The organism is Pseudofrankia sp. DC12, from assembly GCF_000966285.1.
GTDB lineage: Bacteria > Actinomycetota > Actinomycetes > Frankiales > Frankiaceae > Pseudofrankia.
Genome location: NZ_KQ031391.1, coordinates 3,308,990 through 3,331,670, shown reverse-complemented (window position 1 = coordinate 3,331,670; position 22,681 = coordinate 3,308,990). Strand labels below are relative to the sequence as shown.

At 72.6% G+C, this 22,681-nt stretch carries 19 protein-coding genes and 1 pseudogene; 15 read left to right on the top strand and 5 right to left on the bottom strand.

The features are described 5' to 3' along the window. Window positions 1-147 precede the first annotated feature (147 nt). The gene (locus tag FRADC12_RS13160) at window positions 148-750 is read left to right on the top strand and encodes a hypothetical protein (RefSeq protein ID WP_045876869.1); all 603 of its coding nucleotides are present in this window, start codon (window positions 148-150) and stop codon (window positions 748-750) included. A gap of 107 nt (window positions 751-857) precedes the next feature. After that, the gene (locus tag FRADC12_RS34895) at window positions 858-1,124 is read left to right on the top strand and encodes a hypothetical protein (RefSeq protein ID WP_045876868.1); all 267 of its coding nucleotides are present in this window, start codon (window positions 858-860) and stop codon (window positions 1,122-1,124) included. Between the two features lie 374 nt (window positions 1,125-1,498). Here FRADC12_RS34895 and FRADC12_RS13150 read toward each other — a convergent pair whose 3' ends face one another. Continuing rightward, the gene (locus FRADC12_RS13150) at window positions 1,499-2,263 is read right to left on the bottom strand and encodes a tyrosine-type recombinase/integrase (RefSeq protein WP_052710888.1); all 765 of its coding nucleotides are present in this window, start codon (window positions 2,261-2,263) and stop codon (window positions 1,499-1,501) included. A 98-nt stretch (window positions 2,264-2,361) separates the two neighbouring features. On the opposite strand from FRADC12_RS13150, the pseudogene FRADC12_RS33095 reads away from it, so the two are divergent. Then, window positions 2,362-2,454, top strand: a pseudogene (locus FRADC12_RS33095) (TylF/MycF/NovP-related O-methyltransferase); the annotation flags it as partial. Window positions 2,455-2,486: 32 nt separating this feature from the next. On the opposite strand, the gene FRADC12_RS13145 reads toward FRADC12_RS33095, so the two are convergent. Next, window positions 2,487-3,908 (bottom strand): IS1380 family transposase, encoded by a 1,422-nt coding sequence (locus FRADC12_RS13145; RefSeq protein WP_045876867.1) that lies wholly within the window; start codon window positions 3,906-3,908, stop codon window positions 2,487-2,489. A gap of 606 nt (window positions 3,909-4,514) precedes the next feature. Here FRADC12_RS13145 and FRADC12_RS13140 point away from each other — a divergent pair. The 6 genes from FRADC12_RS13140 to FRADC12_RS13115 all read left to right on the top strand — a co-directional run bounded on the left by FRADC12_RS13140 (window position 4,515) and on the right by FRADC12_RS13115 (window position 11,239). After that, entirely contained in the window at window positions 4,515-6,191 is a 1,677-nt protein-coding gene (locus FRADC12_RS13140) for an exopolysaccharide transport family protein (protein ID WP_045876866.1), read from the top strand. Between the two features lie 129 nt (window positions 6,192-6,320). Beyond that, a complete protein-coding gene (locus FRADC12_RS13135; RefSeq protein WP_084010679.1) occupies window positions 6,321-7,733 on the top strand; it encodes a glycosyltransferase family 4 protein in 1,413 nt (470 codons plus the stop codon). Continuing rightward, window positions 7,660-8,613 (top strand): sugar nucleotide-binding protein, encoded by a 954-nt coding sequence (locus FRADC12_RS13130; RefSeq protein ID WP_045876865.1) that lies wholly within the window; start codon window positions 7,660-7,662, stop codon window positions 8,611-8,613. The genes FRADC12_RS13135 and FRADC12_RS13130 overlap by 74 nt, the downstream gene beginning before the upstream one ends. Before the next feature lie 56 nt (window positions 8,614-8,669). Then, window positions 8,670-9,536 (top strand): protein phosphatase 2C domain-containing protein, encoded by an 867-nt coding sequence (locus tag FRADC12_RS13125; RefSeq protein WP_045876864.1) that lies wholly within the window; start codon window positions 8,670-8,672, stop codon window positions 9,534-9,536. 458 nt (window positions 9,537-9,994) lie between these two features. Then, window positions 9,995-10,465, top strand: a complete 471-nt coding sequence (locus tag FRADC12_RS32230; RefSeq protein WP_232303764.1) for a DUF4232 domain-containing protein — start codon at window positions 9,995-9,997, stop codon at window positions 10,463-10,465. A 288-nt stretch (window positions 10,466-10,753) separates the two neighbouring features. Next, complete coding sequence (locus FRADC12_RS13115) at window positions 10,754-11,239, top strand: hypothetical protein (protein ID WP_045876863.1); 486 nt, start codon at window positions 10,754-10,756, stop codon at window positions 11,237-11,239. 51 nt (window positions 11,240-11,290) lie between these two features. Here the strand turns inward: FRADC12_RS13115 and FRADC12_RS13110 are convergent, their stop codons facing one another. Both FRADC12_RS13110 and add read right to left on the bottom strand, forming a co-directional pair. Further along, window positions 11,291-12,463 carry a glycerate kinase gene (locus tag FRADC12_RS13110; RefSeq protein WP_157488836.1) on the bottom strand — a complete coding sequence of 391 codons (1,173 nt, stop codon included), beginning with the start codon at window positions 12,461-12,463 and terminating at the stop codon, window positions 11,291-11,293. A gap of 615 nt (window positions 12,464-13,078) precedes the next feature. Continuing rightward, the gene (gene add, locus FRADC12_RS13105; RefSeq protein ID WP_045876861.1) at window positions 13,079-14,056 is read right to left on the bottom strand and encodes an adenosine deaminase; all 978 of its coding nucleotides are present in this window, start codon (window positions 14,054-14,056) and stop codon (window positions 13,079-13,081) included. Between the two features lie 422 nt (window positions 14,057-14,478). Between add and FRADC12_RS13100 the strand changes: the two genes are divergently transcribed. From FRADC12_RS13100 to FRADC12_RS13085, 4 genes are all read left to right on the top strand, one after another. Continuing rightward, the gene (locus tag FRADC12_RS13100; protein ID WP_045876860.1) at window positions 14,479-15,471 is read left to right on the top strand and encodes an SPFH domain-containing protein; all 993 of its coding nucleotides are present in this window, start codon (window positions 14,479-14,481) and stop codon (window positions 15,469-15,471) included. A gap of 10 nt (window positions 15,472-15,481) precedes the next feature. Then, on the top strand, window positions 15,482-15,778 hold the full coding sequence (locus FRADC12_RS13095) for a type II toxin-antitoxin system antitoxin (protein WP_045876859.1): 297 nt from the start codon (window positions 15,482-15,484) through the stop codon (window positions 15,776-15,778). A gap of 35 nt (window positions 15,779-15,813) precedes the next feature. Beyond that, window positions 15,814-16,518, top strand: coding sequence for a GOLPH3/VPS74 family protein (locus FRADC12_RS13090; RefSeq protein WP_045876858.1), 705 nt, complete (start codon window positions 15,814-15,816; stop codon window positions 16,516-16,518). A 170-nt stretch (window positions 16,519-16,688) separates the two neighbouring features. Continuing rightward, entirely contained in the window at window positions 16,689-17,339 is a 651-nt protein-coding gene (locus tag FRADC12_RS13085; protein WP_232303763.1) for a response regulator transcription factor, read from the top strand. Between the two features lie 42 nt (window positions 17,340-17,381). On the opposite strand, the gene FRADC12_RS13080 is transcribed toward FRADC12_RS13085, so the two are convergent. Next, window positions 17,382-18,197 (bottom strand): peptidoglycan recognition protein family protein, encoded by an 816-nt coding sequence (locus tag FRADC12_RS13080; protein WP_045876857.1) that lies wholly within the window; start codon window positions 18,195-18,197, stop codon window positions 17,382-17,384. Between the two features lie 446 nt (window positions 18,198-18,643). Between FRADC12_RS13080 and FRADC12_RS13075 the strand changes: the two genes are divergently transcribed. Together FRADC12_RS13075 and FRADC12_RS13070 are read left to right on the top strand one after the other, a co-directional pair. After that, window positions 18,644-19,744 (top strand): GNAT family N-acetyltransferase, encoded by a 1,101-nt coding sequence (locus FRADC12_RS13075; RefSeq protein ID WP_198152887.1) that lies wholly within the window; start codon window positions 18,644-18,646, stop codon window positions 19,742-19,744. 258 nt (window positions 19,745-20,002) lie between these two features. Then, entirely contained in the window at window positions 20,003-22,456 is a 2,454-nt protein-coding gene (locus tag FRADC12_RS13070) for an efflux RND transporter permease subunit (RefSeq protein ID WP_232303762.1), read from the top strand. Window positions 22,457-22,681 lie beyond the last annotated feature (225 nt).

Here is a 22,681-nt window from a genome sequence, read left to right as displayed (position 1 = left end):
CCGGCGGTCGCGTTGGGTTTGGTGGGTCCGTGGTGGGTTTTTGGGGTGGCAGGCCGGTGACGGTGAGTACGTCAGGGATGAGGACGGCCCTCCCCGATCCTTGTTTGCGCGGGTAAGGGAGGGCCGCGGAGCGCCTCGGGAGGCGCCGTGCTCACGGTAGAGGACGATCCTGCTTCGGTCGACCGGAAGCTGACGGCGGGTGAGCTGTCCTGTCCGGTGTGTGATGGTTCGTTGCGGCCGTGGGCGTTCGCGGCGCGGCGGGTGCTGCGGGGGTTCGGTCGGGTCGTGGCGCGCCGGCCGCGGCGGGCGCGGTGCCGCCGCTGCGGGCGGACACATGTGCTGCTGCCGGTCGTGGCCTTCTCGCGGCGGGCGGATCTGGCCGCGGTGATCGGGGCGGGGCTGGTCGCGGCGGCTTCGGGGCTGGGCGCGCGCCGGGTCGCCGGGGTGCTGGGCCGGCCGGTCGGGACGGTGCGGGGCTGGCTGCGCCGGTTGGCGGGCCGGGCGGAGGCGGTCCGGCGGGTGTTCACCACGCTGCTGGTGGCGGTCGGGGTCGACCCGGTGGTGCCGGCGGGGGCGGGCTCGCCGCTGGCTGACGCGGTTGAGGCGGTACTCGGCGCGGCAGTCGCGGTGGCCAGCCGTTGGCCGAGGCCGGGGGGCCTGGCGCCGTGGCGGGTCGCGGCGGCGGTGACGCACGGGACGTTCCTCGCCCCTCAGATGATCACTGCTGTGCGCCGTCCACCTGATCGTTGATCATTCGTTCGCGTGATTGTGGATCAACGCGAGTCGCCTCTTCTGCCTGGTGGCCACCGGTTGGGAGCCTGCGCGGGTCGTATGCCCACGAACGCGGAGGATGCCTGGTGGCCGGCAAGGAGACACGCGCGCGGCGCGAACCTGGACGGGAGACGCCGACCCGGGCGGAACGGGCGCGCGACATCGCGCTGTTCCGCTATCTGCTCGTGCGCGAGGCGGGCGACCCGTCCCTGACGTCGCGGCAGCGCGGCGAGCTGGTCCGTCAGATCGCCGAGCAGGAGCACACCGGGCCGGACGGGCGGCCAGTGCGGGTGACCCGCTGGACCCTGGACCGCTTATCAGGACCTGGCGGACCGGCGGGTTCGAGGCGCTGATCCCAGCGGAGCGGCACCTCACACCACGGACCCCGGCCGAAGTGCTCGACCTGGCGGTGGCGCTGCGCCGGGAGAACCCCGCGGGCACCGCCGCGCAGATCCGGCGGATCATCGCCGCGCGCCACGGCTGGGCGCCCGACGAGCGCACTCTGCAGCGCCACTTCACCCGGGTCGGGGTCGGACCCCGCCAGCTCGCCGAGGCGAAGGCCGGGGTGTTCGCCCCGTTCGAGGCGAGCCGGCCGAACGAGCTCTGGGTCGGCGACGCCTTATCCCGACGTCGGGATAAGGCGTCTAATGACGACGCCGTCGTTATGCCGACCCGCTGCGCGGACGGGCTGGCCGGGTGGCTCCGGCCAGCTCACCGGTCGGCGTTATCAGAGGCTGTTGAGGAAGTCGATCAGAGTGTCGGGGGGCTGGTAGCGCAGCCGGCCGGCGTCGGTCGGGGCGGTGCGCGCGAGTGCGGTTTCCTTCAGGGCGAGATCGGCATGAAGGTAGATCTGCGTCGTCGTGACGGCCTCGTGGCCCAGCCAGAGCGCGATGACGGTGGTGTCGACGCCGGCGCGTAAAAGGGTCATTGCGGTCGAATGGCGCAGGACGTGGGGCGTGACGTTCTTCTCGGTCAGGGTCGGCGCGCTGGCGGCCGCGGTGGCGGCGTGTGTGGCGACGCGGCCCTGCAGTGCGTCGTGACTGAGTCGGGTGCCGCGGCGGGTCGGGAAGAGCGGGTCGGTCGGCTGGCCTGCGTGTTCGGCGAGCCAGGCACGAAGGATGGTCGCGGTCGTTCGGGTCAGCGGGGTGATCCGTTGCTTGCGGCCCTTGCCGAGACAACTGACGTGCGCTCCGGTGCCCAGGTGCAGGTCGGCGACGGTCAGCGCGGTCAGTTCGCTGGCGCGAAGGCCGGTCTGGACCGCGAGTGTGAGCAGCGCGTGGTCGCGCCGTCCGGTCCAGGTCGCCTGATCGGGCGCGGCGATCAGGGCGGTGATCTCGGGTTCGGTGAGGTAGGTGACGAGCGGCCGGTCGGAGCGTTTCGGTGGGATCGCGAGCACCCGGGCGATGACGGCGGCGTGCTCGGGGTGGCGCAGTGCCGCGTAGCCGAACAGGGAGTGGATCGCGGCGAGGCGGGTGTTACGGGTCCGAGGCACCCCCCGAAAATCCGCCGCGGTGCACCCAGTCGCCATGGCCGTTGAATTGACGAAAACAAGAGCCGCCGTTGCGAAACGACGGCCTCCTGATCGGCGCAATGAGAGTGCGAACAGTCGACGACTACGGCTGCGCCGAGCGATGCCGGCGGGCAGTCGAGGACTACCGCACCGCGCACCAGATCGACGACCCACTGATCAAGGTCGTAGGGGCGGGGGAGAATGGTCAGGTCGCGGTGGGTAGCGCCTTCACCCGTGTCCAGCTGCCGGTGACGGCGTCGATCCAGGGCCAGTCCGCGCGCAGGTGCAGCCAGCGTCTGCGCTGGCCGCGGGTGAGCCGGGCGGGCAGGTCGAACAGCCGGAGCCGCAGCAGCTTGACTGAGGCGTCGCGCTGCTCGCCGGGGGCGAGGGCCAGCCAGCGGTAGGCCGCGAGCAGGTTCCCGGCCAGCGGGACGATCTGGGTCCACGCCACGTTGATGTCCCAGTGCCGCGACGGCCAACGGTTCAGGCCGATCGCCTTGCCCTGTTTGACGTCGTTCTCGACGTGGACGTGGGAGCGGTGCCGCGCGTCGATCCACGCGAGCTGGCCGGCCTTCGCGTTGACGGCGATCAGCTGGTAGCGCCGGCCGAGCTCCTTCTCCCTCGCCGAGGCTCGTTTCAGGTACTTCGGGTGCAGCGGCTCGTCCCGGACGGGGATCCGCAGCCCGGGGATCTTCTTCGTCCAGGCCGACAGGTCGAGCAGGCCGGTCAGCTCGGCGACGAACGCGTCCTCGACCGGGGTGCCGTCCTGCTCGATTGCCTGGGCCCACGCCTTCTGCGGGAGCTTGGCGATCGCGGCCGTCTCCACGTCGGTGCACGACCAGCCGACCGAGAACTCCCAGCGCCGGCCCCGTTTCCCGCCGCCCGAGGCGATGTGCTCGAGCAGGTCGTGGGAGAAGCCCGCGCCGTCGAGGCGGACGAGCATCCGGTGGCGGTAGGCGCCCGGGATCCGCTCGACCGCTCTCGTGAGGGTCGCGATGTTGTCGGCGGCGTCGTTCGAGGTCGCGTTGCCCGGCCGCGGGTCGATCACCAGGACATCGTCGGTGTTGTCGCAGGTCGCCAGGTTCGGGCAGAAGCCGACCCCGCCCTTGTAGGTCGCCGCCGCCTTCTCCTTGTTCTCGGAACGGGCGAACACGATCGACGCGTCCAGGTCCATCACGGTGATCCCGGTCAGCTCCCGGCCGGCGACCCTCAGCCACGGGAACCCCTCCGGCCGGGCGGCCAGCAGCGACCACCAGTGGCGGCGGAACGCGGCCACGGCCCGGTGCAGTCCGTCGAGGGTCTCCTCGTCGGCCTCGTCGAGGAACCGCCACACCGTCGGGGTCGAGGCCACCGGCCCGGTCACCGGGGCCAGGTGGCGCAGGCCCTGGAAGTCGCTGATCGCCTCACCGCCGAGCAGAAGCGCCAGCCCGAGGTCGACCGCGAGCTGGCCGCGGTCGTAGACCGGGGTGAACCCGGGCCGGGCCCACGCCGCGGACAGCGCGGCCTGCAGGCCGAGCTTTTCGGCCAGAAGCCGGATCGGTAACACGCCGACGGAGGCGACAAGCCGGTCGTCGTCGCCGACGAACTCAAGTCGATCGGCCCACGCGGAGCATGGCGTAGCCTGCACGGAAGAGGTGCACCCGTTTCAACGAGAAGTGATCCTAGACAAATCACATCGTTGCTGGTCAGGTGCACCTCGATCACGTTCCGGCCAGGTCAGCCCGGCATATCACCACGGGCCGTGAAAGACGGAGGCTGCTTCCGGCCACAGAGCTGGCTGCGTCCCGACCTCGTCGACCACGACCGGTTCCCACGCGACTCGGGCGCGCGCAAGGTCCGCGCCGTGCTCGACATCCACCGCTGGCTGGCTGGCTGCCATCCGACGCATCCCCGCGCAATGGCCCGCCGTGGCCGTCGAACGCCTTGACCCGGCCTCGGGAACTGGGGCCGGCTCGCCGCTGGTGGAGTCGTCCTGAGGCTGACGACCGCACGAAGGCCGAGCGGGTGGTAGTGACTCAAACGCTTGGCGGCGCGTCCCGTTGCCGTCGGTATTCCGGCCGTCGGGATGCGGTCATCCATCGCGTGTGGTAGAGCCGTCGGCGCGCCTCCACCGCCTTCGGCGTCCCAGCCCTACTGTCACTCTAAGTATTCTTCTGGGTTCTCTTTGTGATCAAAAGGTGGGTGTGGTCGAGCATCGGTCGCACCTGCCACTATGGAAAGGAGCGGCGAGCCTGTGGAGACGGACCCCACCGCGGACACTCGGGCCGATTTTGCCCGCAGTGGTCGGAGCCTGCTCACGCTGCTTGCGCGGCGATGGCACCTGCTACTTGTCGTGACCATCCTGTTCGGCACGGCTGGGTTCCTGTTCGCCTCGCTCCAGTCGACGCTGTACTCGAGCAGCGCGACCATGCTTCTCAACGACCCGGGCAGCACCAGCGTGTTCGCCGACAACAACCGTGTTGCCGGTGACCCGTCGCGGTACGTCCGCACGCAGGCGCGGTACGTTATCTCCACCGAGGTGCTGACGACCGCCCGTTCGCTCCTTCACAACCGGCTCACCGTCGACCAGCTGCGTGACCGGGTGAAGGCGACCTCCTCGGACCAGCTCAACCAGGTCAGCGTGACTGCCACCGACCCGACGGCCGAGGGGGCCGCCACCGTGGTCAACGCCGTCTGCCAGGCCTACCGCCAGACCGTCCGGAACCTGACCCAGGCGAACGCGAAGGTCACCACCGACGAGCTCGACCAGACGATCGCCACCCTGCGCGGACGTATCAGCGATCTGGACGAGCAGCTGAAATCGAGCGAGGGCCCGGCCGACCCGAGCCTGTCCGCCGCCCGGCAGGCCGCGGCCACCCAACTGCTGACGCTGCAGAGCCGGGCTGACGAGATCGCGGTGGACACCGCGACGTACGGCGACGGCGTGCAGATGTTCGAGCAGGCGAACCCGCCGAACGCGCCGGTGCAGCCCAGGCCGCTTCGCGCGGTCGTCGTCGGCGCCTTCCTCGGGCTCCTGCTCGCCGCCGGTGCGGTGTGGTGGCGCGACGAGTTCCGCCGTAAGGCGGACGAGAAGCAGGACCCGGCAGCCATCCTCGGCGTCCCGCTGCTCGGCGACGTCCCCGAGTTCGCCGTCTCCAGCGACGGCCGGGCGCTGCCCGCCGCGCGCGAGCCCATGTCCCCGGCGGGCGAGGCTTACAACTTCCTGGTGGAGAGCATCGGGTTCGCGCTTGCCGCCGAGGGCGGCGGCAGCGTCGTCGCGGTGACCAGCGCACGCCCTGGTGACGGCAAGACGGTGACCGCGCTCAACCTCGCGATCGCGATGGCCCGCGACGACCGCAAGGTGGCGGTCGTCGACGGTGACGAGCGGATGCGGGGGCTGACCGGGCTGGCTGACGTCTCCCACGAGCCGGGCCTGTCCGACCTGGGCGGCGACGTGCCGGTAAGCGCCGCCGTGCGCCACCTCGACCTCGACGGTGCCGAGGCGCTCGACGTGGTGGCCGCCGGGACTGCGCTCGACGACCCCGCCAGCTTCTTTCGGACCGGCCGGTTCCGCCGCGCGGTCGGCCGGCTGCGCATCCACGCCGACGTCGTCATCGTCGACTCGCCGCCACTGCTCGCGGCCAGCGACGCGGCCGCGATCGCCTCGCAGGCCGATGCGGTGGTGCTGGTGGTCGGGCGCGGCACGCCGCTGCGGGTGCTCTCCGAGGCCCGCCACCGACTGGAGTTCGTCGGTACGCCGGTACTGGGCTACGTCTTCAACAGGTCGGTCGGGTCCAAGCGGCGCTACGGCTACAGCTATGGCTACGGGCGCCACACGGCCCGGCCCGCCGCTATGGTGGCGCCGGCCGGCCGCCACCGGATCCCCGACCAGCGACTCAGCGAGGGCAGTGAGGTCGAGGCCAACCAATGACGGCCGACCCGGCCGTGCGCCGTTCGCGGGCCGGGCCAGTCCGGGCCGCCCAGTGCGTCTGGGACGGCGGCCCGTCCCCGCCGCTCGCGATGCCGGAACACGCATGGCGCCTCGAGGAAAGGCGAACCGATGCGGGTGACGATCGTCAGTCAGTACTTCTGGCCTGAGCAGTCTCGGGTCAACGATCTCGCTGTGGGCCTGCGCGAGCGCGGCCACCGGATGACGGTGCTGACCGGGCAGCCTGGCTGCCCGGACGGGGAGGCGTTCGCGGGCCGCCGGCGCTCGGCCAGGGAATGGTACGAGGGCGTCGAGGTGGTGCGGGTGCCGCTGGCCTCTCGCGGCGGGGGCGAGCCACGGCGTCTCGCGCTGAGCCACCTGTCCTTCGCGGCCAGCGCCAGCGTGCTGGGCGTGCCTCGGCTGCCACCGTCCGACGTGGTGCTCGTCTACCAGACCTCGCCGGTGATGCTGGTGCCGGCGCTGCTGCTGAGGCAGCTCCGGGGCACTCCGGTGGTGCTGTGGGTGCAGGACCTGTGGCCGTGGAGCCTGCATGCGACGAGCGCGGTCCGCTCCGAACGGGTGCTCACTCTGCTCGACTGGATGGCGCGCGCCGGCTTCCGGCGCTGCGCCCGGGTGCTCGGGCGGTCCGAGGACTTTCTGCCGCTGCTGCGCGAGGCGGGGGTCCCGGTCGACCGGCTCGACTACGTGCCGAACTGGGCGCAGGAGTGCTACCGCCCGGTTCCGGCCGACCCGGAGGTCCGCCGCGCGGCCGGAATCCCCGACGGGTTCGTCGCGATGTACGCCGGCAGCCTCGGCGTCGGCCAGTCGCTGGAGACACTGGTCGCGGCGGCCGAGCGGCTGCGCGGGGATCCCCATGGCGCGCGGGTGCGCTGGGCAGTGCTCGGCGACGGCCAGCGGGCCCGGTGGCTGGCGGACGAGGTGCGCCGAAGAGGCCTCGGTGACCGGGTCCACCTGCTGGGACGTGCCTCGCCCGAGCGGACGCCCGCTCTGCTGGCACACGCGGACGTGCTGGTCACGACGCTGCGCCGCGATCCCATCGGGGCGCTGACGGTTCCTAGCCGGGTGCAGTCGTTCCTCGCCTGCGGCCGGCCGATGGTGTCTTCGGCCACCGGCGCGGCCGCCCGTGTGGTCGCCGCGGCTGGCGGAATCGCGGTACCGGCGCAGGACCCGGTGGCGCTCGCTGACGCGATCGCGAAGGTGGCGGCGCTGGGGCCAGCCGAGCGGGTGGCGATGGGCGTCGCCGCGCGACAGTACTACCTGACCCACTACCTGCGGGCCGCCCTGCTTGACCGGGTCGAGCGGCATCTGCGCGCCGCCGCGGGCCTGTCGGCCGCGGCGGAGCGGGTGCCAGTCGGTGGGCCGGCGGCCACGGAGGAGACGCCGCGGGCGCCGTCGGCGCGGGAGCGGCCAGGCTGGCCGGCCTTGGGCGCCGCGCCAGGGAGGGGGCCGGATGAGAGTCCTCGTTCTCGGCGGCGACGGGATGCTCGGGCACGAGCTCGCTGGCACGCTCGCCGGCCACCATGAGGTCGCCGTCACTGTTCGCGGTCCCGCGGTGGCGGCGCGGCCGCGCCCCGGGCCCGAGCGGGTTTTCGGCGGGATCGACGCCCGCTGTCATGATGACGTGGCCGCTCTGCTCGAGCGGTTCCGGCCGGACGCGGTGGTCAACGCGATCGGTCTGGTCCAGCAGCGTCCGGAGGCGCAGCTGGCACTGCCTGCCGTCGAGGTCAACACGGTGTTCCCGCACCGGCTTGCCCGGCTGTGCCGGGTCGCCGCCGTCCGGCTTGTGCACATCAGTACCGCCTGTGTGTTCTCCGGCCGGCGCGGCCGGTACACCGAGGATGACCAGCCGGACCCGGTCGACGTCCACGGCATGTCCAAGCTGCTCGGCGAGATACGCGAGGCGCCGGCCGTGACGCTGCGGACTTCGGTCATCGGGCTGGAGCCAGCCGGGCGGGCCAGCGGTCTGATCGAGTCGTTCCTCAGCCAGCGCGGCCGGGTGCCCGGCAACCGTCGGGCGATCTGCACAGCACTGACGACGGTGGAGCTTTCTCGGCTCGTTGACCGGGTGCTCGTCAAGCACGAGAACCTGGCGGGGCTGTGGCACGTCGCCACCGCCGAGGCAGTCACGGAGTACGACCTGCTTGTCCGCCTGGACGACCGGCTGCGCCGGGCCGGGCGGGCGGCAGCCGAGGTCGTGGCCGTCGACGGGCCCTCCCGCGACCATGGCCTGATAGCCGACCGGTTCGCTGAGGCGACCGGCTACACCGCTCCCGGCTGGGACGTGATGCTCGACGAGCTCGCCGAACAGATCATGATGCGAGCCGGCGGAGGCCGAGCCGACGGAGGCCGCGATGACGGAGGCCGCGATGACGGAGGCCGCGATGACGGAGGGTGCGATGACTGAGGGTGCGACGGCCTCGTGGGGTGGCTGGGCCGTGCTGCCGTGCCGGCTCTGACCACGTGACCGACGTGGCGGCCCGCCTCCCGCGCCCGGCATCGACTGTCCGCCCGGTGCTGCTGCTGGGCCCGGACTATCCGGCCCTACGTGAGACGGTCACCGCCGGCATTTCCGGGTGCGTCGCCGGCATCGACGGCCGCCGGGGCGACCCGGCCGCACTCGGCGCGGCGCTGTCGGCCGGCTGGCTGCCGAAGGCGGTGCCGTCTGTGGAGCCCAACGAGGACGGCGTCATGCTGGCGGCCGGCCCCGGCGGGCTGCTGCTCGCGGTGGCGGACGGCCACGGCGGCTCGGCCGCCGCGGCCGCGGCCCTGCGCGCGCTGGCCATCGCGGCGGCCGACCTGCTCGCCACTCCCGCGGAAGGGGCCGCCGGTCGCGGCGGCGGCGCCCGGCTCGTGCGCGCGCTCGCCGTGGCCGCCGTGGACGGCGTCGCGGACGTCGCCGAGCCGGCGCGCACCGCGCTGGGCCTCGTACTCGCCGTCGACGAGTCGATCTTCTCAATCGGCTACGGCGACACGCTTACGGCGCTGGTGCGTCGAGGCCGCCCCCGGGTCATCAGCACGCCGTCGGAGTTCCTCGGCCCGGGTACGCGCGGGAGCGAGGACGAGGGCCGGTCCGTTGAGCGGCGCCGCCGCCGGCCGGGAGACGCCGTTCTGATCGTCTCCGACGGTGTGCCCGACTACCTGGGCCGCGCCTTCCCCGAAGCGACAAGGGCTGTTCTTCGCGGCGACGGGCGGTCCGCTTCCGACGCCCCCGCGGTCGCCCGAGCCCTCGTCGGCCGGGCCGGGGCCGCCGGCGCCGGCGACAACATCACGGCGGCCGTGCTGCTGCCCGCCGCGGTGCCGTCATGGCGGGCTCGCCTGCGCCGCTGACGCGGCGTTCCACTGCCTCGGCCAGAGCCGCGAACGTGACCGTGGGGACTCGAGACTCGCGCGACACGCGTTTCACGATGCGTGGAGCTTTGCCGGTCGTCGCTCGCTGGCTACGGTTATTTCCGTCAGGAATCGAATGCGGAGTGTCAGCAGTGTGTCACGAGGCTGCCGCCTGCCGGACCAAGGAGCCCGCGATGCGGACGGATCGGGTCAGGGCCTCGGCATGCCGGCGGCATGCCGAGGCGCCCCGTGCCGGAAGGGCGAAGGCGGCCGCGGTGGTCGCGGCTGCGCTTGGGCTGGTCATGGTCGGATCCGGGTGTGGCTCGACCGTGGCCGGCAGGAGCTCCGCGACCGTGGCCGCGGGCTCGTCGGCAGCGGGTCCGCGGGGGCTGGCGCAGTCCGCCGCCCCCTCGGCGCCCGGCCGGGGTGGCCTCGGTGGTTCCGGCATGGCGGCGGCCGTGGCCGGATACAGTGCCGCACCCGAGGAGGTAGCGGCCACGCCCAGCTGCGCGGCAGGCGCCCTCACCGGCAAGCTCGACGACATCGAGGGCGCGGCCGGACACGTATACGGAAAGCTGGTGCTCACCAACGCGGGCCCGGCCGCCTGCAGGCTGAACGGCTTCCTCGACGTCCGGTTCGTCGACGCCGGTGGGGCCGAGTTCGGCGCGCCGGCGGACCACGACGACTCCAGGCCCATGCCAGGGCCGGCGCTACTGGCCCCGGGTGGCGCGGCGACGGCCGTGCTGCGCATCACCCAGCCGGGCATCCAGGAGGGCTGCCTGCGCTCGGACGCGACCAGGGAGGCGTCCGCGCTGGCGGTGACACCTCCCGGCGGAACAGGCACCATCTCGGTCGGACTGGCCGGCGGTGTCACGGCGTGCGTCTCCACCGGCGTCCGCCAGCTCCTGATCGGGCCCCTGGGCACCTGACGCCCGCTGCCGGCCCGCGGCCCGCGCGACATTCGCCAGGCACCTGCCACCCGCTGATGGCCGCTGGCGGGTGCGCAACAGCGTCACATATCCCGCTCGCCGCCGTCCGCGTTCATCTCGCGCGGCCGGGACTGTTGCCGCCGCCCCGGTGACTGGTTGGGCTCGCAGTGGTCCCGATGGCCGCGTGGTGAGGTTTCCCCGCCCGACCGGAATGGGGGCCGGAGGAGCTCGCCACGCGTTCTGCCAGGCGGTGCGACCGGCCGGCCCCGTGTCGGCGACCATGGAGGCGTGGGGCCCAGACACAGTGACGACCAGGACCCGGCCCGCGTCGACCCGGCCGGCCGCGGCATGCTGTCCGCGCTGGTTGCCCTCGTGCGGGACACCCGCGGCGACGAGTCGACGCCGATCCGGTACATCCAGTGCGACGCCTGCGGGAGCCCCACCCCGCATCACGCCGAGGTCCAGATCTTCTCCGCGACCTCCCGGGACCCCGCGTTCGTCGCGTCGCCGCCCGAGGTGGTCTGCGGCGCCTGCGCCTCGGTCCACCCACGCGTCGTCGATGACGAACCGCCGCTCGACACCGAGCTGACCTGCGCCGCCCATGGCCCACGCCCCTGGCCGGTGAGCCGGTTCGTCCCCGGCCGCTGGCTCGCGCACCGCTGGCTTGGCGCCTGCGCGCACCGCTTCTTCGTCCCGGCCGCCGCCGCCACGGTCGTCTGCCCCCGTTGCGCCACCACCCAGCCCGGCCGCCGCTTGGGGGCTACGGCCCGGTAGCCGTCGAGCACGATCTCAGCCATCTCGTTCCAGTCGGCCGGCGCGTCGACGTCACGCCTCCCGAGGTCCCTGGCCGGTCACCCTGGCGCTGGCCAGCTGGGCCGCCGCCGCGGCGAGCCACCGCTCGGGCTCGGCGAGCGCCGCGGGGACACCGCGGGCCAGCGTGGCGATCGCGAGAGCGGCCTCGACGCCGGGCGGCGACGGCGCGCCCAGCTGGCCGGCGACGACCAGGACAGGCACCGGGCCGGCCTCGCCGTCGCGGGCGGCGGCGAGGCGCAGTACCCCGCCGACGACCTTGCCGGACATCGAGGTCGCGTCGAAGCGGCCCTCGCCGGTGATGACGAGGTCGGCATCGGCCAGGGCGGTGGGCAGCCCGGCGTGCTCGGCCACCGTGGCGGCACCAGGCACGAGCCGGGCGCCCCAGGCGGTGGCCAGGCCGTAGCCCGTGCCGCCGGCCGCGCCGGCGCCTGGTGCGTCGGGCTCGCCGCCGAGCAGCTGGGCGAGCCGGTGCAGGCCGCCGTCGAGCAGGCTGATGTCGTCAGGGCTCGCGCCCTTCTGCGGGCCGAAGACGGCCGCGGCCCCGCGCGGGCCGCACAGAGGAGCGTTGACGTCGGTCAGGCAGAGCACCCCGCCGGACGGCGCCGGGGGTAGCCCGCGCGGATCCGCGACAGCCAGCCGAGTGAGCGCCCCGCCACCCGGTGGCAGCGGAGCGCTCGCGTCGTCGAGGAAACGGGCGCCCAGGGCCGCCAGCGCGCCGGTGCCGCCGTCGGTCGACGCGGAGCCGCCGAGGGTGACGATGATCCGGCGGGTCGCGGCGTCGTCGAGCGCCGCGGTGAGCAGCTGGCCCAGGCCGATCGTGTGTGCGCCGAGCGGGTCGCGCCGCGCGCCGAGCAGCGGCAGGCCGCTGCCCCTCGCGAGTTCGACGACCGCTGTCCCGTCGGGCAGCGCGAGCCACTCGGCGTCGATCAGGCGGCTGTCCGGGGTGCCGTCAGGGCCGGTGACCTTGACGGGCCGGCGGCGCGCGCCCGGCACGCCGGCCGCGAACACGTCGAGCGTGCCCTCCCCGCCGTCCGCGATGGGCAGCCGGACGACGTCGTCGCCGGGCCGGGCCGACAGCCACCCGTCCGCGAGTGCCGCCGCGACCCGGTCGGCCGTGAGCGAGCCCTTGAACGAGTCCGGCGCGATCACGACCTTCAGCCGACGATCCTTCAGCCGACGATCCATGCCGTCCATGATGGCCCTGTTTCTGGTTCGCTCCGTCCGGGCACGGCGCTCCGGCCCCGTACTCACGACTTCCGAAATCGGCTTCGCCGATGCCGCAGGGACCCCGTCGCTCCCACGGGACCTCCTCGCCGTGTCCTCCTCCGCTCACGTGCGCTGCGGCGACCTCCGCTGCGGCTCCCCTACGTCGCTTCGCTCGTGGGGAAGCCTCCGCGGAGGCGCGCCTCCGCGCCAGCTCGGTTGCGTGCCGCTTGAACGGATCGAACACGCCGGTTTCTACGGGAACCATGTCGCTCGCTCGTGGGGCGGCCGTCACGCCTGATCGGTGCGGAACCCGTGACCAGCACCAGTCCAGACGTTCCACGAGCGAAGCGGCGTGGCCCGCGAGGCTCTGGTTCTGGATCGGGCGGTCTTGGGTTGGTGACGTTCAGCGGTAGGTGACCGTGCGGCGCGGAGGCGTGCCTCCGCGGAGGCCTGGCCACGAGCGAAGCGAGGTGGTTGGGCCGCAGCGGAGGTCGCCGTAGCGCACGCGAGCGGAGGAGGACGGCGCGCGGAGGTCCCGTCCCGCAGCGAAGCGAGGGACGGGACCGGAGCGCGCCGCCCGGACGGAGCGAACCATCAGGACAGCCAGGCGTCGATGCCGGCGAGGGCACGCTCCTGGACGTCGGCGGGGGCGGCGCCGCCGGTGACCGAGCTGCGGGCACAGGTGGCGAGCTGCTCGTCGGTCAGGGCGAGCGCCTCGCGGCACAGCTCGTACTCCTGCAGGCAGCTCGGCCCGAACAGGAGCGGGTCGTCGGCGTTGATCGAGCAGCGCACACCGGCGGCGAGCAGCGCCGGGAGCGGGTGCTCGGCCAGCGACGGCACCACGGACAGCTGCACATTCGAGGTAGGGCAGACGTCGAGCGTCGTTCCCCGCTGCGCGAGGACCTCGACCAGCGCCGGGTCCTCGATCGCGCGGATGCCGTGCTGGAGCCGGTCGGCGTCCAGGGTGTCGATGGCGCCGCGCACGGAGGCCGGGCCGTCGAGCTCGCCGGCGTGCGGGGTGGACAGCAGCCCGGCGTCCTTCGCGTAGCGGAACGCGTCGGCGAACGGCTCCGGGGGGTAGCCGTTCTCGTCGTTGTGCAGGCCGAGCGCGACGATCCCGGCCTCCCGGAACCGGGCGGCCGTCTTCGCGATCTCGATCCCGTGCTCGGGGGTGTCCAGGACCCGGTCGATGGCCGCCATCCAACGTACGACGACGCCGTGGCGGGCGCCGGCCTGCTCGCCGCGGGTCAGTATGGCCTCCCACGCCGCCTCGGCGGTACCGAAGATCTCCAGGTACGGGTACGGGTAGAAGCTCGGCTCCAGGTAGACGATGCCCTCGTTCGCGGCGTCCTCGACGACCTCGTCGACGAGTCGCTCGAAGTCGGCAACCTCCCGAAATATCGGCAGGATGCCCCCGACCACCTCGCCGAAGCCATTGAACTCCGTGAAGCCGGTGGTCCGGGGTGTCGGCAGGCCCCTGCGCGCGGCGAGCGCGGCCAGCGTCGACGGGCGCATGCCGAGCTCGAAGTGCAGGTGCAGATGCCCCTTGGGCAGGTCGCGCAGGTCTCGCATCACCAGTCCTCACGCCGCGTGGCCGGCTCGCCGCCGCGATAGCGCCGCAGGCAGGGTCCAGCCTGGCCGATGAGGCGGCGAGACAGTCCTGACCCGCGGTGGCGCGCCTGCGACGACGGTACGGAGCGAACCACCTCCCCGGAAAATCATGTCCTGGTATTTACCGCCTGGATACACGTTTCCCCATGTCACACGCGCGCCGCCTCACGCGGTCCCGGCTGGCGGCATCCGGTCGTCGACACCGGTCACCGGCGCCGCGGCCGAACCACTGTCCGACGCGTGACGCGTGACGCGTGACGCGTGACGCGTGAGGGCACGAGAGGGGCTTACGAGGTCGACGAAAAAGTGATATCACTTTGATAGACAGCGAGGGGGTACCACCAACAGGGTGGCCCGCTCGCCGGATCGGAGGAGAGACCGCCATGACCACGGGTAACCTGCCCCAGGCCTCGACGAACCCGGCCGGCCCGGACCCGCGCCGGGACGACCCCGGCCCGGGCGAAGCGATCGACATGCCGCGGCCCCGGGTAGGGGAGCGCCCGATGACCGGCCTGTCGGGCGCGGCCGGGTTCTTCGGCGCTCTCCTGATCTTTGTGGCCGGGGTGGCGCTGATCGTGCTCGCGGCCCTGCTGTTCGACGACGGCACAGGTGGCGGCGGCGCGGCCGCGCTCGTCGTCGGCATCCTCGTCCTGATCGCCAGCGTCGTGTTCCTCGGCGGGCTGACCGCCGTCGCTCCCGGCCAGGCGCGGGTGGTGACGCTGTTCGGCCGTTATGTCGGAACTGTCCGGGTCACCGGCCTGCGCTGGGTGAACCCGTTCACCCAGCGGCGCAAGGTCTCGACCCGGATCCGCAACCATGAGACCGGCGTCGCCAAGGTCAACGACGCGGACGGCAGCCCGATCGAGATCTCGGCCGTCGTGGTCTGGCAGGTCGCCGACACCGCGCAGGCCCTGTTCGAGGTCGACGATTTCGTCGAGTTCGTCGCCATCCAGACGGAGAGCGCCGTTCGGCACGTCGCCACCCGGTACCCGTACGACGCGCACGAGGCGGGGCAGATGTCGCTGCGTGAGAACGCCGACGAGATCACCGGCAAACTGTCGACCGAGATCGGGGTGCGGGTGGCGTCAGCCGGCGTCCACGTCATCGAGTCGCGGATCACCCGGCTCGCCTATGCCCCCGAGATCGCCCAGGCGATGCTGCGCCGCCAGCAGGCGAACGCGGTCGTCGCCGCCAGGGCCCGGATCGTCGAGGGCGCGGTCGGCATGGTGGAGACGGCGTTGGCCCGGCTGGAAAGCCAGGACGTCGTCGAACTGGACGAGGAGCGTAAGGCGGCCATGGTCAGCAACCTGCTCGTGGTGCTGTGCAGTGAGCAGTCGACCCAGCCGGTGGTGAACACCGGATCGCTCTACCACTGATCCGCGGCCCGTGACGGAGCGGAAGAAGATCCTGCTACGGCTCGACCCGGCCGTGCACGACGCGCTGGCGCGGTGGGCCGGCGACGAACTGCGCAGCACCAACGCCCAGATCGAGTTCCTGCTGCGGGGCGCGCTGTCGTCCGCCGGCCGCCTGCCAGGCGCCGTCGGCCGGATACCGCGCCGCGGCCGGCCGCCCAAGCCGGCCGCCGAAGCGCCGCCGGCCGGGGCGGAGGAGCTCACCGCGGACGGCGCCGACGAAGCGGATCTCGACGGGGCACACAACCACCCAGCCGATGACGGCGACTGATAGCCCTCGACACTGCAAGGACCCGAGGAGACGCCATGGAGCTGCCCGACTCACTGCCAGCCCAGCTTTACCTGCTGACCTACAACCCGGATAAGGAGCGGATGGACGGCAGCAGCCTCCTCGGCCCCGCGCTGCGAGCGGCGGCCCTGCTGGAGCTGCGCCAGCGCGGCCGGATCATCGACGAGGGCGGCAAGGTGGCCCCGGTCCTGGGGACCCGTGGCGCCGGCCAGGTCAGCCAGCCCGGCACCGTCGGAGCCCGTCGCGTCGGCGCGCTGACGGTCGACGACCCGGTCCTGACGCGGGTGCTGGAGCAGGTCGGGGCCTCCGGGCGTCCACGCTCCTGGAAGCACTGGATCGGCAAGGACAACCGGTGGACGACCCGGTGTGCCCGCGACTACCTGGAAGCCGGCCGCTGGATCCGGGTGGACCGGACGCGGGTGCTCGGGATCGTCCCCCGCACGGTCGTCACGGTTCGCGACCCGCGTACGGTGCGGGCGCTGATCAACGACGTGCGCCGCGCGCTGCGCGGCCCGGGACCGGCGGACCGCCTCGGCGACCGTGACCGCCAGCTCGCCGCGCTCGGCGCCCTCGCCGAGATCCGCGTCCTGGGCGGCTGGCGGGAGCGCCACGCGCACAGGGCCCGCATCGGCGAGCTCACGGCGTCCATCGCCCCGGCCGGCCCCGCCCTGCGCAAGGTCATCCAGACTCAGAAGGCCGCCCACGCGTCCGGTGGGGGATGAGCCAGGCCGACGTCCCACCAGCCGCGGCAGGCCGACCAGCAGGGTGGTCATCCGGCCCGCGCCGAGCACGAAGGTGAGATCACGCCGACGAGCCAGGTGCGGAACGACCGGTCCGGCCGAACCGGTCCATCCGGGCTGATCGATTGGCCGTCCGGGTGAGGTGGAAGGCTATGCGCGTGCGTGTCGTGCTCGCCGAGGACCTGGCCCTGCTGCGTGACGGGTTGATCAGGCTGTTGACGGCCTACGACTTCGAGGTGGTCGAGGCGGTCGACAACGGGCCGTCACTGGTGCGCGCGCTGATCGCGCACCAGCCCGAGGTCGCCGTCGTCGACGTCCGGCTGCCGCCGACCTTCACCGACGAGGGCCTGCTCGCGGCGATCGAGGCACGTTCGCGCATCCCCGGCCTGCCGGTGCTCGTCCTCTCCCAGGACGTGCAGCCGCTGTACGCCCGCGAGCTGCTGACCAGTCCCGGGGGTGGGGTCGGCTACCTGCTCAAGGACCGGGTCAGCGATGTCGGCCAGTTCGTCGACGCCATTCGCCGGGTCGCCGCCGGTGGGTCCGCGATGGACCCGGAGGTGGTGGCCGAGCTGCTGACCAGGCGTTCCCGGGACGAGCCCCTGCGCACCCTGACGGCCCGCGAGCGCGAGGTTCTCGGGCTCATGGCCGAGGGACGCTCGAACGGGGCCATCGCCGGCCGCCTGTTCGTCACCGAGAAGGCCGTCGGCAAGCACACCAACAACATCTTCAGCAAGCTGGGCCTGCCGCCGTCCGCCGACGATAACCGCCGCGTCCTCGCCGTCCTCGCCTATCTGAACTCCTGAGGCGGGCTCGGCTGAGGCGCCCAGCGCCTGACCCGGGCCACTCTAGACCGAGCGGTTCATGCCCGTGAGAATGTAGCCGATCTTCAGCCAGGTCTGCCGGCCGACGACCCCGTCGACCGGGATCGGGCCGTAGTACGGCGAGTTCAGCCGTTGTAGCGAGCCGACGCGGGCCTGGGTCGCGGGGCCGAAGCTGCCATCCGGGACGAGCCGGTTCGGGTCGCCGGTCGGCGCCTCGTGGCCGAAGATGATGTTCAGTGCGTTCTGCAGCGTGACGACGGCCGAGCCCTTGCTGCCGCTGCGCAGCGTCGGCATGTTGACGTAACGCTGCTGGGCCTGGGACGGGCCCGGGGTGGGCGGCGGGTTGCCGGTCAGCGCCAGCGCGGCGGCGAGGATGTCCTGGCGTCGGTTGGCGCGGATGTCGCCGGGGCAGGAGTGACCGCCCCAGGCGGTGCCGCCCATCCGGTGGGTGCCGATTCCGTACCCGTCGACGCTGTCGGTGATCTCGGCCTTCCAGCCGAACTCGGTCATGCCCCAGGCGTAGAACTCGGCGAGCCGCTGGACCTGGATCGGCGCGTAGTCCTCGGTGTCGTATCCCTCGCACTCCACCGAGATCCAGTACGGGTTGCCGGCAGCCTCGGCCCACGCCTTGTCGGAGAGGTCGACGTACTGCTCCCAGGCTCCGCCCTTGGACAGCCACAGATGACTGGAGACCTGGGTGCTGGGGGTGTTGAACATGCCGTAGAGCGAGCCGTTGCCCTGCTGGACGTGCGGGATGAGGCCCCGCGTCGGCTCGACCATCGTGCCGGAGGTGTTGACCACCGGGCGCCAGGCGGCCGACGGATACCGGGTGGCGGCCACGTCACCGCCCCCGGCGGCCGGACCGAACCGTCAGCGCAGTGCTGCCGGCGGCCACGGCACGCGCGCAGAAGTTGTCCATTATGTCCATTTATGACCCCTGTTTAGCCGGAGAGCCTCCGCCATTCACGCGGTTGCGCGCGACCTCGGGCCGCGCCTTGGGGGCGATGGCGGGAGAGGCTCATTTCTGCCGCCTTGCCGGGCCCGGTCAGAAGACGATGCTGTAGCCGGCCGTGCCAGAAAAGCGCGACTTGCGACTGTCATTCGCTGTGTCCTCTGTCACGCGGGGTCATCCGGCCCGGCTGAACGGCGTGCGCGGGCCTCCGCCGGCCCGGCCCGGAAGTGCCGGTGCGGCAGGGTTGGTGGCGCCTGGGTGCGGGTGGCCGGTAGCGCGGGCGGGCTGGCCGAGCGCAGTCCGGGCCGCTCGTTCGCTTCCTAGACTCCGGCCCATGGTTGTGTCGGCTCGTCCAGGTCCTCGTACCGAGAGCGGCGGTGACGACGACGGCGGCCCGCCCCGCGTCGTCGTGCTACCAGGCCCGCCCCCGGCTGCGGTGCGGACGCTACGGACCGCGGTCTTCGTCGAGGAGCAGGGGGTCCCGGCCGAGCTGGAACACGACGCGGCGGACCTCGCCGCGGACCACGCGGTCGTCTGGGACGGGGCCGGCGAAGCGCTCGCGACTGCCCGCCTGCTGGATCCGGTGGCCATCCCCGGTCTCGAGCTCGGTCCGGCCGAGGCCGGGCTCACGCCGGCCGAGTCGATGCCGGCCGAGCCGGGTGAGCTGGCCGCCGACAGGCCGGGCGAGTCCGTCGGGGTGATCGGGCGGGTCGCTGTCCGCCTGGACGCGCGCGGCCGCGGGCTGGCCAGGGCCGTGACGGCGGCGCTGGAGCGCCGCGCGGCCGAGCGGGGCCTGACGGGCATCCGCCTGCACGCGCAGGCGGCCGTCGCCGGCCTGTACCTCGGCCTGGGCTACGAGACCTTCGGGCCGCCCGACCGGACCGCCGGTATCGAGCACGTCTGGATGCGGCGGTCGATCCTGCCGGGACTGCGGCCTGTCCGGGACGGCGACGGGCCGGAGGTGCAGCGGCTGATCGGCGCGGCCTGGTCCGAGTACCCGGGCTGCGTGCTCGACGTCGACGGCGAGGAGCCGTGGATGCGCGCCCCGGCGACGGCCTACGCCGGCGACCGGGACCCGGCTCGCTACCGCGGCCGGATGTGGGTCGTCGAGGACACCGAGGAGCCTGACCGGCTCGCCGCCAGCGTCGCGGTGCGCGAGACCGCGCCCGGGTGGGCCGAGCTGAAGTCGCTCTACGTCGCGGCGAGCGCCAGGCGGCGCGGGCTCGGCCAGGCACTCGTCTGGCTGGTGGAGCGGGAGGCCCTGCGGCGCCAGGCCGAGGTAGTCGAGCTGTGGTCTGACACGCGGTTCACCGACGCGCACCGGCTCTACGAGCGGTTGGGCTACCAGCCCACCGGGAAGACCCGCGACCTCCACGATCTTTCGAACACGACCGAGCTCCACTACACCAAGGATCTACCGAACGAGAAGAAGTGATCTCTGAGCGTAACCTGTCCGGCACTCTGGGGACTTGTCGCGGTCACTGACCCGTGGGGACTGCACATCCGGGTGGGAGTTGGGCTATACAGCTTGGGGACCTGTTACCTAACTCACCAGTAACCAGTTGGGCAGCCCATCGCCGCCCCATCGAACCCCGCCAGGAGTCCGCTCGTGTCCACACCCCCAGGTCCCTCCGAGTCGCGCGGACCCACGCACGGCGGCCGGTCCGGAGCCTTCTGGACGTCGGCTGCCCGGATGGCGGGGCAGCGCAGTGGCATCGTCGCGGTCATCGCGCTCGTGATCACCGTGGGGCTGGGCTTCGGCATCTCCCAGCTGAAGTTCAGTACGGACCAGAGCAACTACCTGAACTCGGGCTCGCAGGTGGCGAAGGACAACCACGCCTACCAGTCGCTGTTCGGCGGCGAGTCGATGATCACGGACTTCACGGTCGACCCGGGCAAGAACCTCACCGACCTGTTCACCCCGAACAACCTGAAGGCGTTCGAGGCGGTGACCAAGGAGCTTGAGGCGGACAAGCGGATCGTCGCCGTGGTCACCCCGGTCACCGCTCTGCAGTTCACCCACAACCTGGTCAGCAGCGCGGACGGTAACCCGATCAACAGTCCGGCCGCCAAGATGCTGCTCTCGGCGCAGCAGCGCGACACCGATCCGACGTCACAGGCGATCCGGCTCCAGGACGCGATCAAGACCCTGGGCCGGGTCAACGCGGTCCCGCCCGCGCAGCAGATCATCGGCTCCCAGGCCTGGGACAACTTCCTGCTCTACGACAACAGCGGCAAGGTCCGCGAGGCGCTGGTGCCGTTCTTCCCGAACAGCACCAACGCGCAGATGGTCGTCCGGCTCGAGGGCAACGCCTCGATCAAGGACGAGGGCGCGGCGGCGAGCCTGGTCCAGCAGGCGATGGCCAAGCAGCACTTCGAGAACGCGCACGTCGTCACGACCGGTGCCTCGGTGCTGTTGAAGGACATCAACGACTACCTGCGCGGGGGCTTCCTGACCCTCGGCGCCATCGCCCTGGCGCTCATGGCCGGCCTGCTGCTGGTCGCGTTCGCGGTGCGCTGGCGGCTGCTGCCGCTCGGCGTCGTCGTGGTCGGTCTGATCTGGGCGTTCGGCCTCGCCGGTTACCTCGGGATCCACCTGAACGTCGTCACGATCGCCGGTCTGCCGGTGCTGCTGGGCGTCGGCATCGACTTCGCCGTCCAGCTGCACAGCCGGGTGGAGGAGGAGGCGCAGCTCGACCAGGCCGAGCATCCGGTCGCGGCGACGCTGCGCAGGCTGATGCCGGCCCTCACGCTGGCCACCGTCACCGCCGTGGCCGCCTTCCTCGCGCTCGAGTTCAACGCGACGCCGATGATCCGCGACTTCGGCGTGCTGCTGGCCATCGGCCTGCCGATCATCGTGATCGCGACCGTGTTGCTGACGTCCGCGACGCTGGCGTGGCGCGAGGACAAGCGGCCGACCCAGCCGAAGGACTACACCCGCGGGCCGCTCGGCCGCGCGACGGTGACGCTGGGGTCGCTGCCGCGTGCCGCGGCGTTGCCACTGGTCGTGATCGCGATCGCGGTCTTCGTCGGCGGTGCGTTCGTCGAGGGCGGCCAGAAGATCCAGACTGACCCGCAGAAATGGGTCAACCAGAACAGCCAGGTCATCAAGGACCTCGACTACCTGGGCGGCCACGCCGGCACCACCAGCGAGCTGGGCGTCTTCATCCAGGCGGACAATCTCTTCGATGACAAGACCGCGGCGTTCGTGAACACCGTCGCTCGCGACCAGATCGCCAAGCACGATGACGTCCTGACCAACGCCTCCAGCCTCGTCACGACCGTCGGCTACCTGCTCGACGTCCCGGGCGCGAAGATGGTGCCGCCGACCGGCGACGACGTGCGCGCCGCCTACGCGGCCGCTCCGGAGGCGATCCGGGCCAGCACGGTCAACCTCAGCTCGCCGGGTGGGACCGCCGGCGCGATGAACCTGATCTTCCAGACCGGCCCGAGCTCGCTGGAACAGCGCGCCGTCGTCGTGAAGGACATCCGGGCGACCGTGCAGCCGCCGCCCGGGGTGCGGGCGACGCCGTCGGGCCTGGCCGTCGTCGGCACCAGCCTGCTGGACAACATCCAGCACAACCGGGCCGCGCTCACCTACTACGCCCTGATCGGCGTCTTCCTGGTGCTGCTGCTCCGGTACCTGAGCATCGCCAAGGCGCTGCTGTCCGTGGTCCCGGTGCTGATCGCGGTGGGCCTGACGTCGCTGATCGCGCGGGGGTCGGGCCTGGAGCTGTCCCCACTGACGGCCGTGAGCGGTCCGCTGGTCATCGCCCTGTGCACCGAGTTCACCACCCTGATCGTGCAGCGGCATTTGGATGAACGGGCGACCGGCCGCTCGCCGCGGGTGGCCGTCGACGAGGCGGCCGCGCGCACCGGCCGGGCGTTCCTCGTGTCGGCCGCGGCGGCCGTCGTCGGCATCCTGGTGCTGGCGTTCAGCCCGCTGCCGCTGCTGCGCGACTTCGGCCTGGTCGTCGCGCTCAACGTCGCGGTCGCGCTGCTGTCGGCGCTCGTCGTGCTGCCGCCGCTGCTGGTGTGGGCGGACGAGCGCGGCTGGGTCTACCGCCCGAAGGGCGGCGCCGGCGAGGCGTCGACCGGCCTGGCCGCCTCCTCGGTGGACACGCCGACCGGAAGCAGCGTGGCGTAGCGGCGGCTGGCTCCGGTAACGGGTCCGGGCTGCCGCTCAGGCAGGCCCCAGCGGCGCCCGGACGTCCGCTCGACCGGGTTTCCTGACCAGTTCGCGTCAAGTTTCACCGCCGTGGCCTGACGCGAAAGCCCCTGCTAGGGCGGGGAAAATCGCGGGCGGCGGCCGTTCCCGACTACGGGGCCGGCCGCCTGCGCGCGCCGCCGCGTGCCGTACCGTGACGCCGTA

Excerpts from the sequence above, each read along its gene's own strand:
- FRADC12_RS13135 (WP_084010679.1), top strand. The coding sequence starts at position 6,321 with ATGCGGGTGACGATCGTCAGTCAGTACTTCTGGCCTGAGCAGTCTCGG.
- FRADC12_RS13130 (WP_045876865.1), top strand. The coding sequence starts at position 7,660 with ATGAGAGTCCTCGTTCTCGGCGGCGACGGGATGCTCGGGCACGAGCTC.
- FRADC12_RS13100 (WP_045876860.1), top strand. The coding sequence starts at position 14,479 with ATGACCACGGGTAACCTGCCCCAGGCCTCGACGAACCCGGCCGGCCCG.
- FRADC12_RS13075 (WP_198152887.1), top strand. The coding sequence starts at position 18,644 with ATGGTTGTGTCGGCTCGTCCAGGTCCTCGTACCGAGAGCGGCGGTGAC.
- add (WP_045876861.1), bottom strand. The coding sequence starts at position 14,056 with ATGCGAGACCTGCGCGACCTGCCCAAGGGGCATCTGCACCTGCACTTC.
- FRADC12_RS13085 (WP_232303763.1), top strand. The coding sequence starts at position 16,689 with ATGCGCGTGCGTGTCGTGCTCGCCGAGGACCTGGCCCTGCTGCGTGAC.
- FRADC12_RS13070 (WP_232303762.1), top strand. The coding sequence starts at position 20,003 with ATGGCGGGGCAGCGCAGTGGCATCGTCGCGGTCATCGCGCTCGTGATC.
- FRADC12_RS13090 (WP_045876858.1), top strand. The coding sequence starts at position 15,814 with ATGGAGCTGCCCGACTCACTGCCAGCCCAGCTTTACCTGCTGACCTAC.
- FRADC12_RS13110 (WP_157488836.1), bottom strand. The coding sequence starts at position 12,463 with ATGGATCGTCGGCTGAAGGATCGTCGGCTGAAGGTCGTGATCGCGCCG.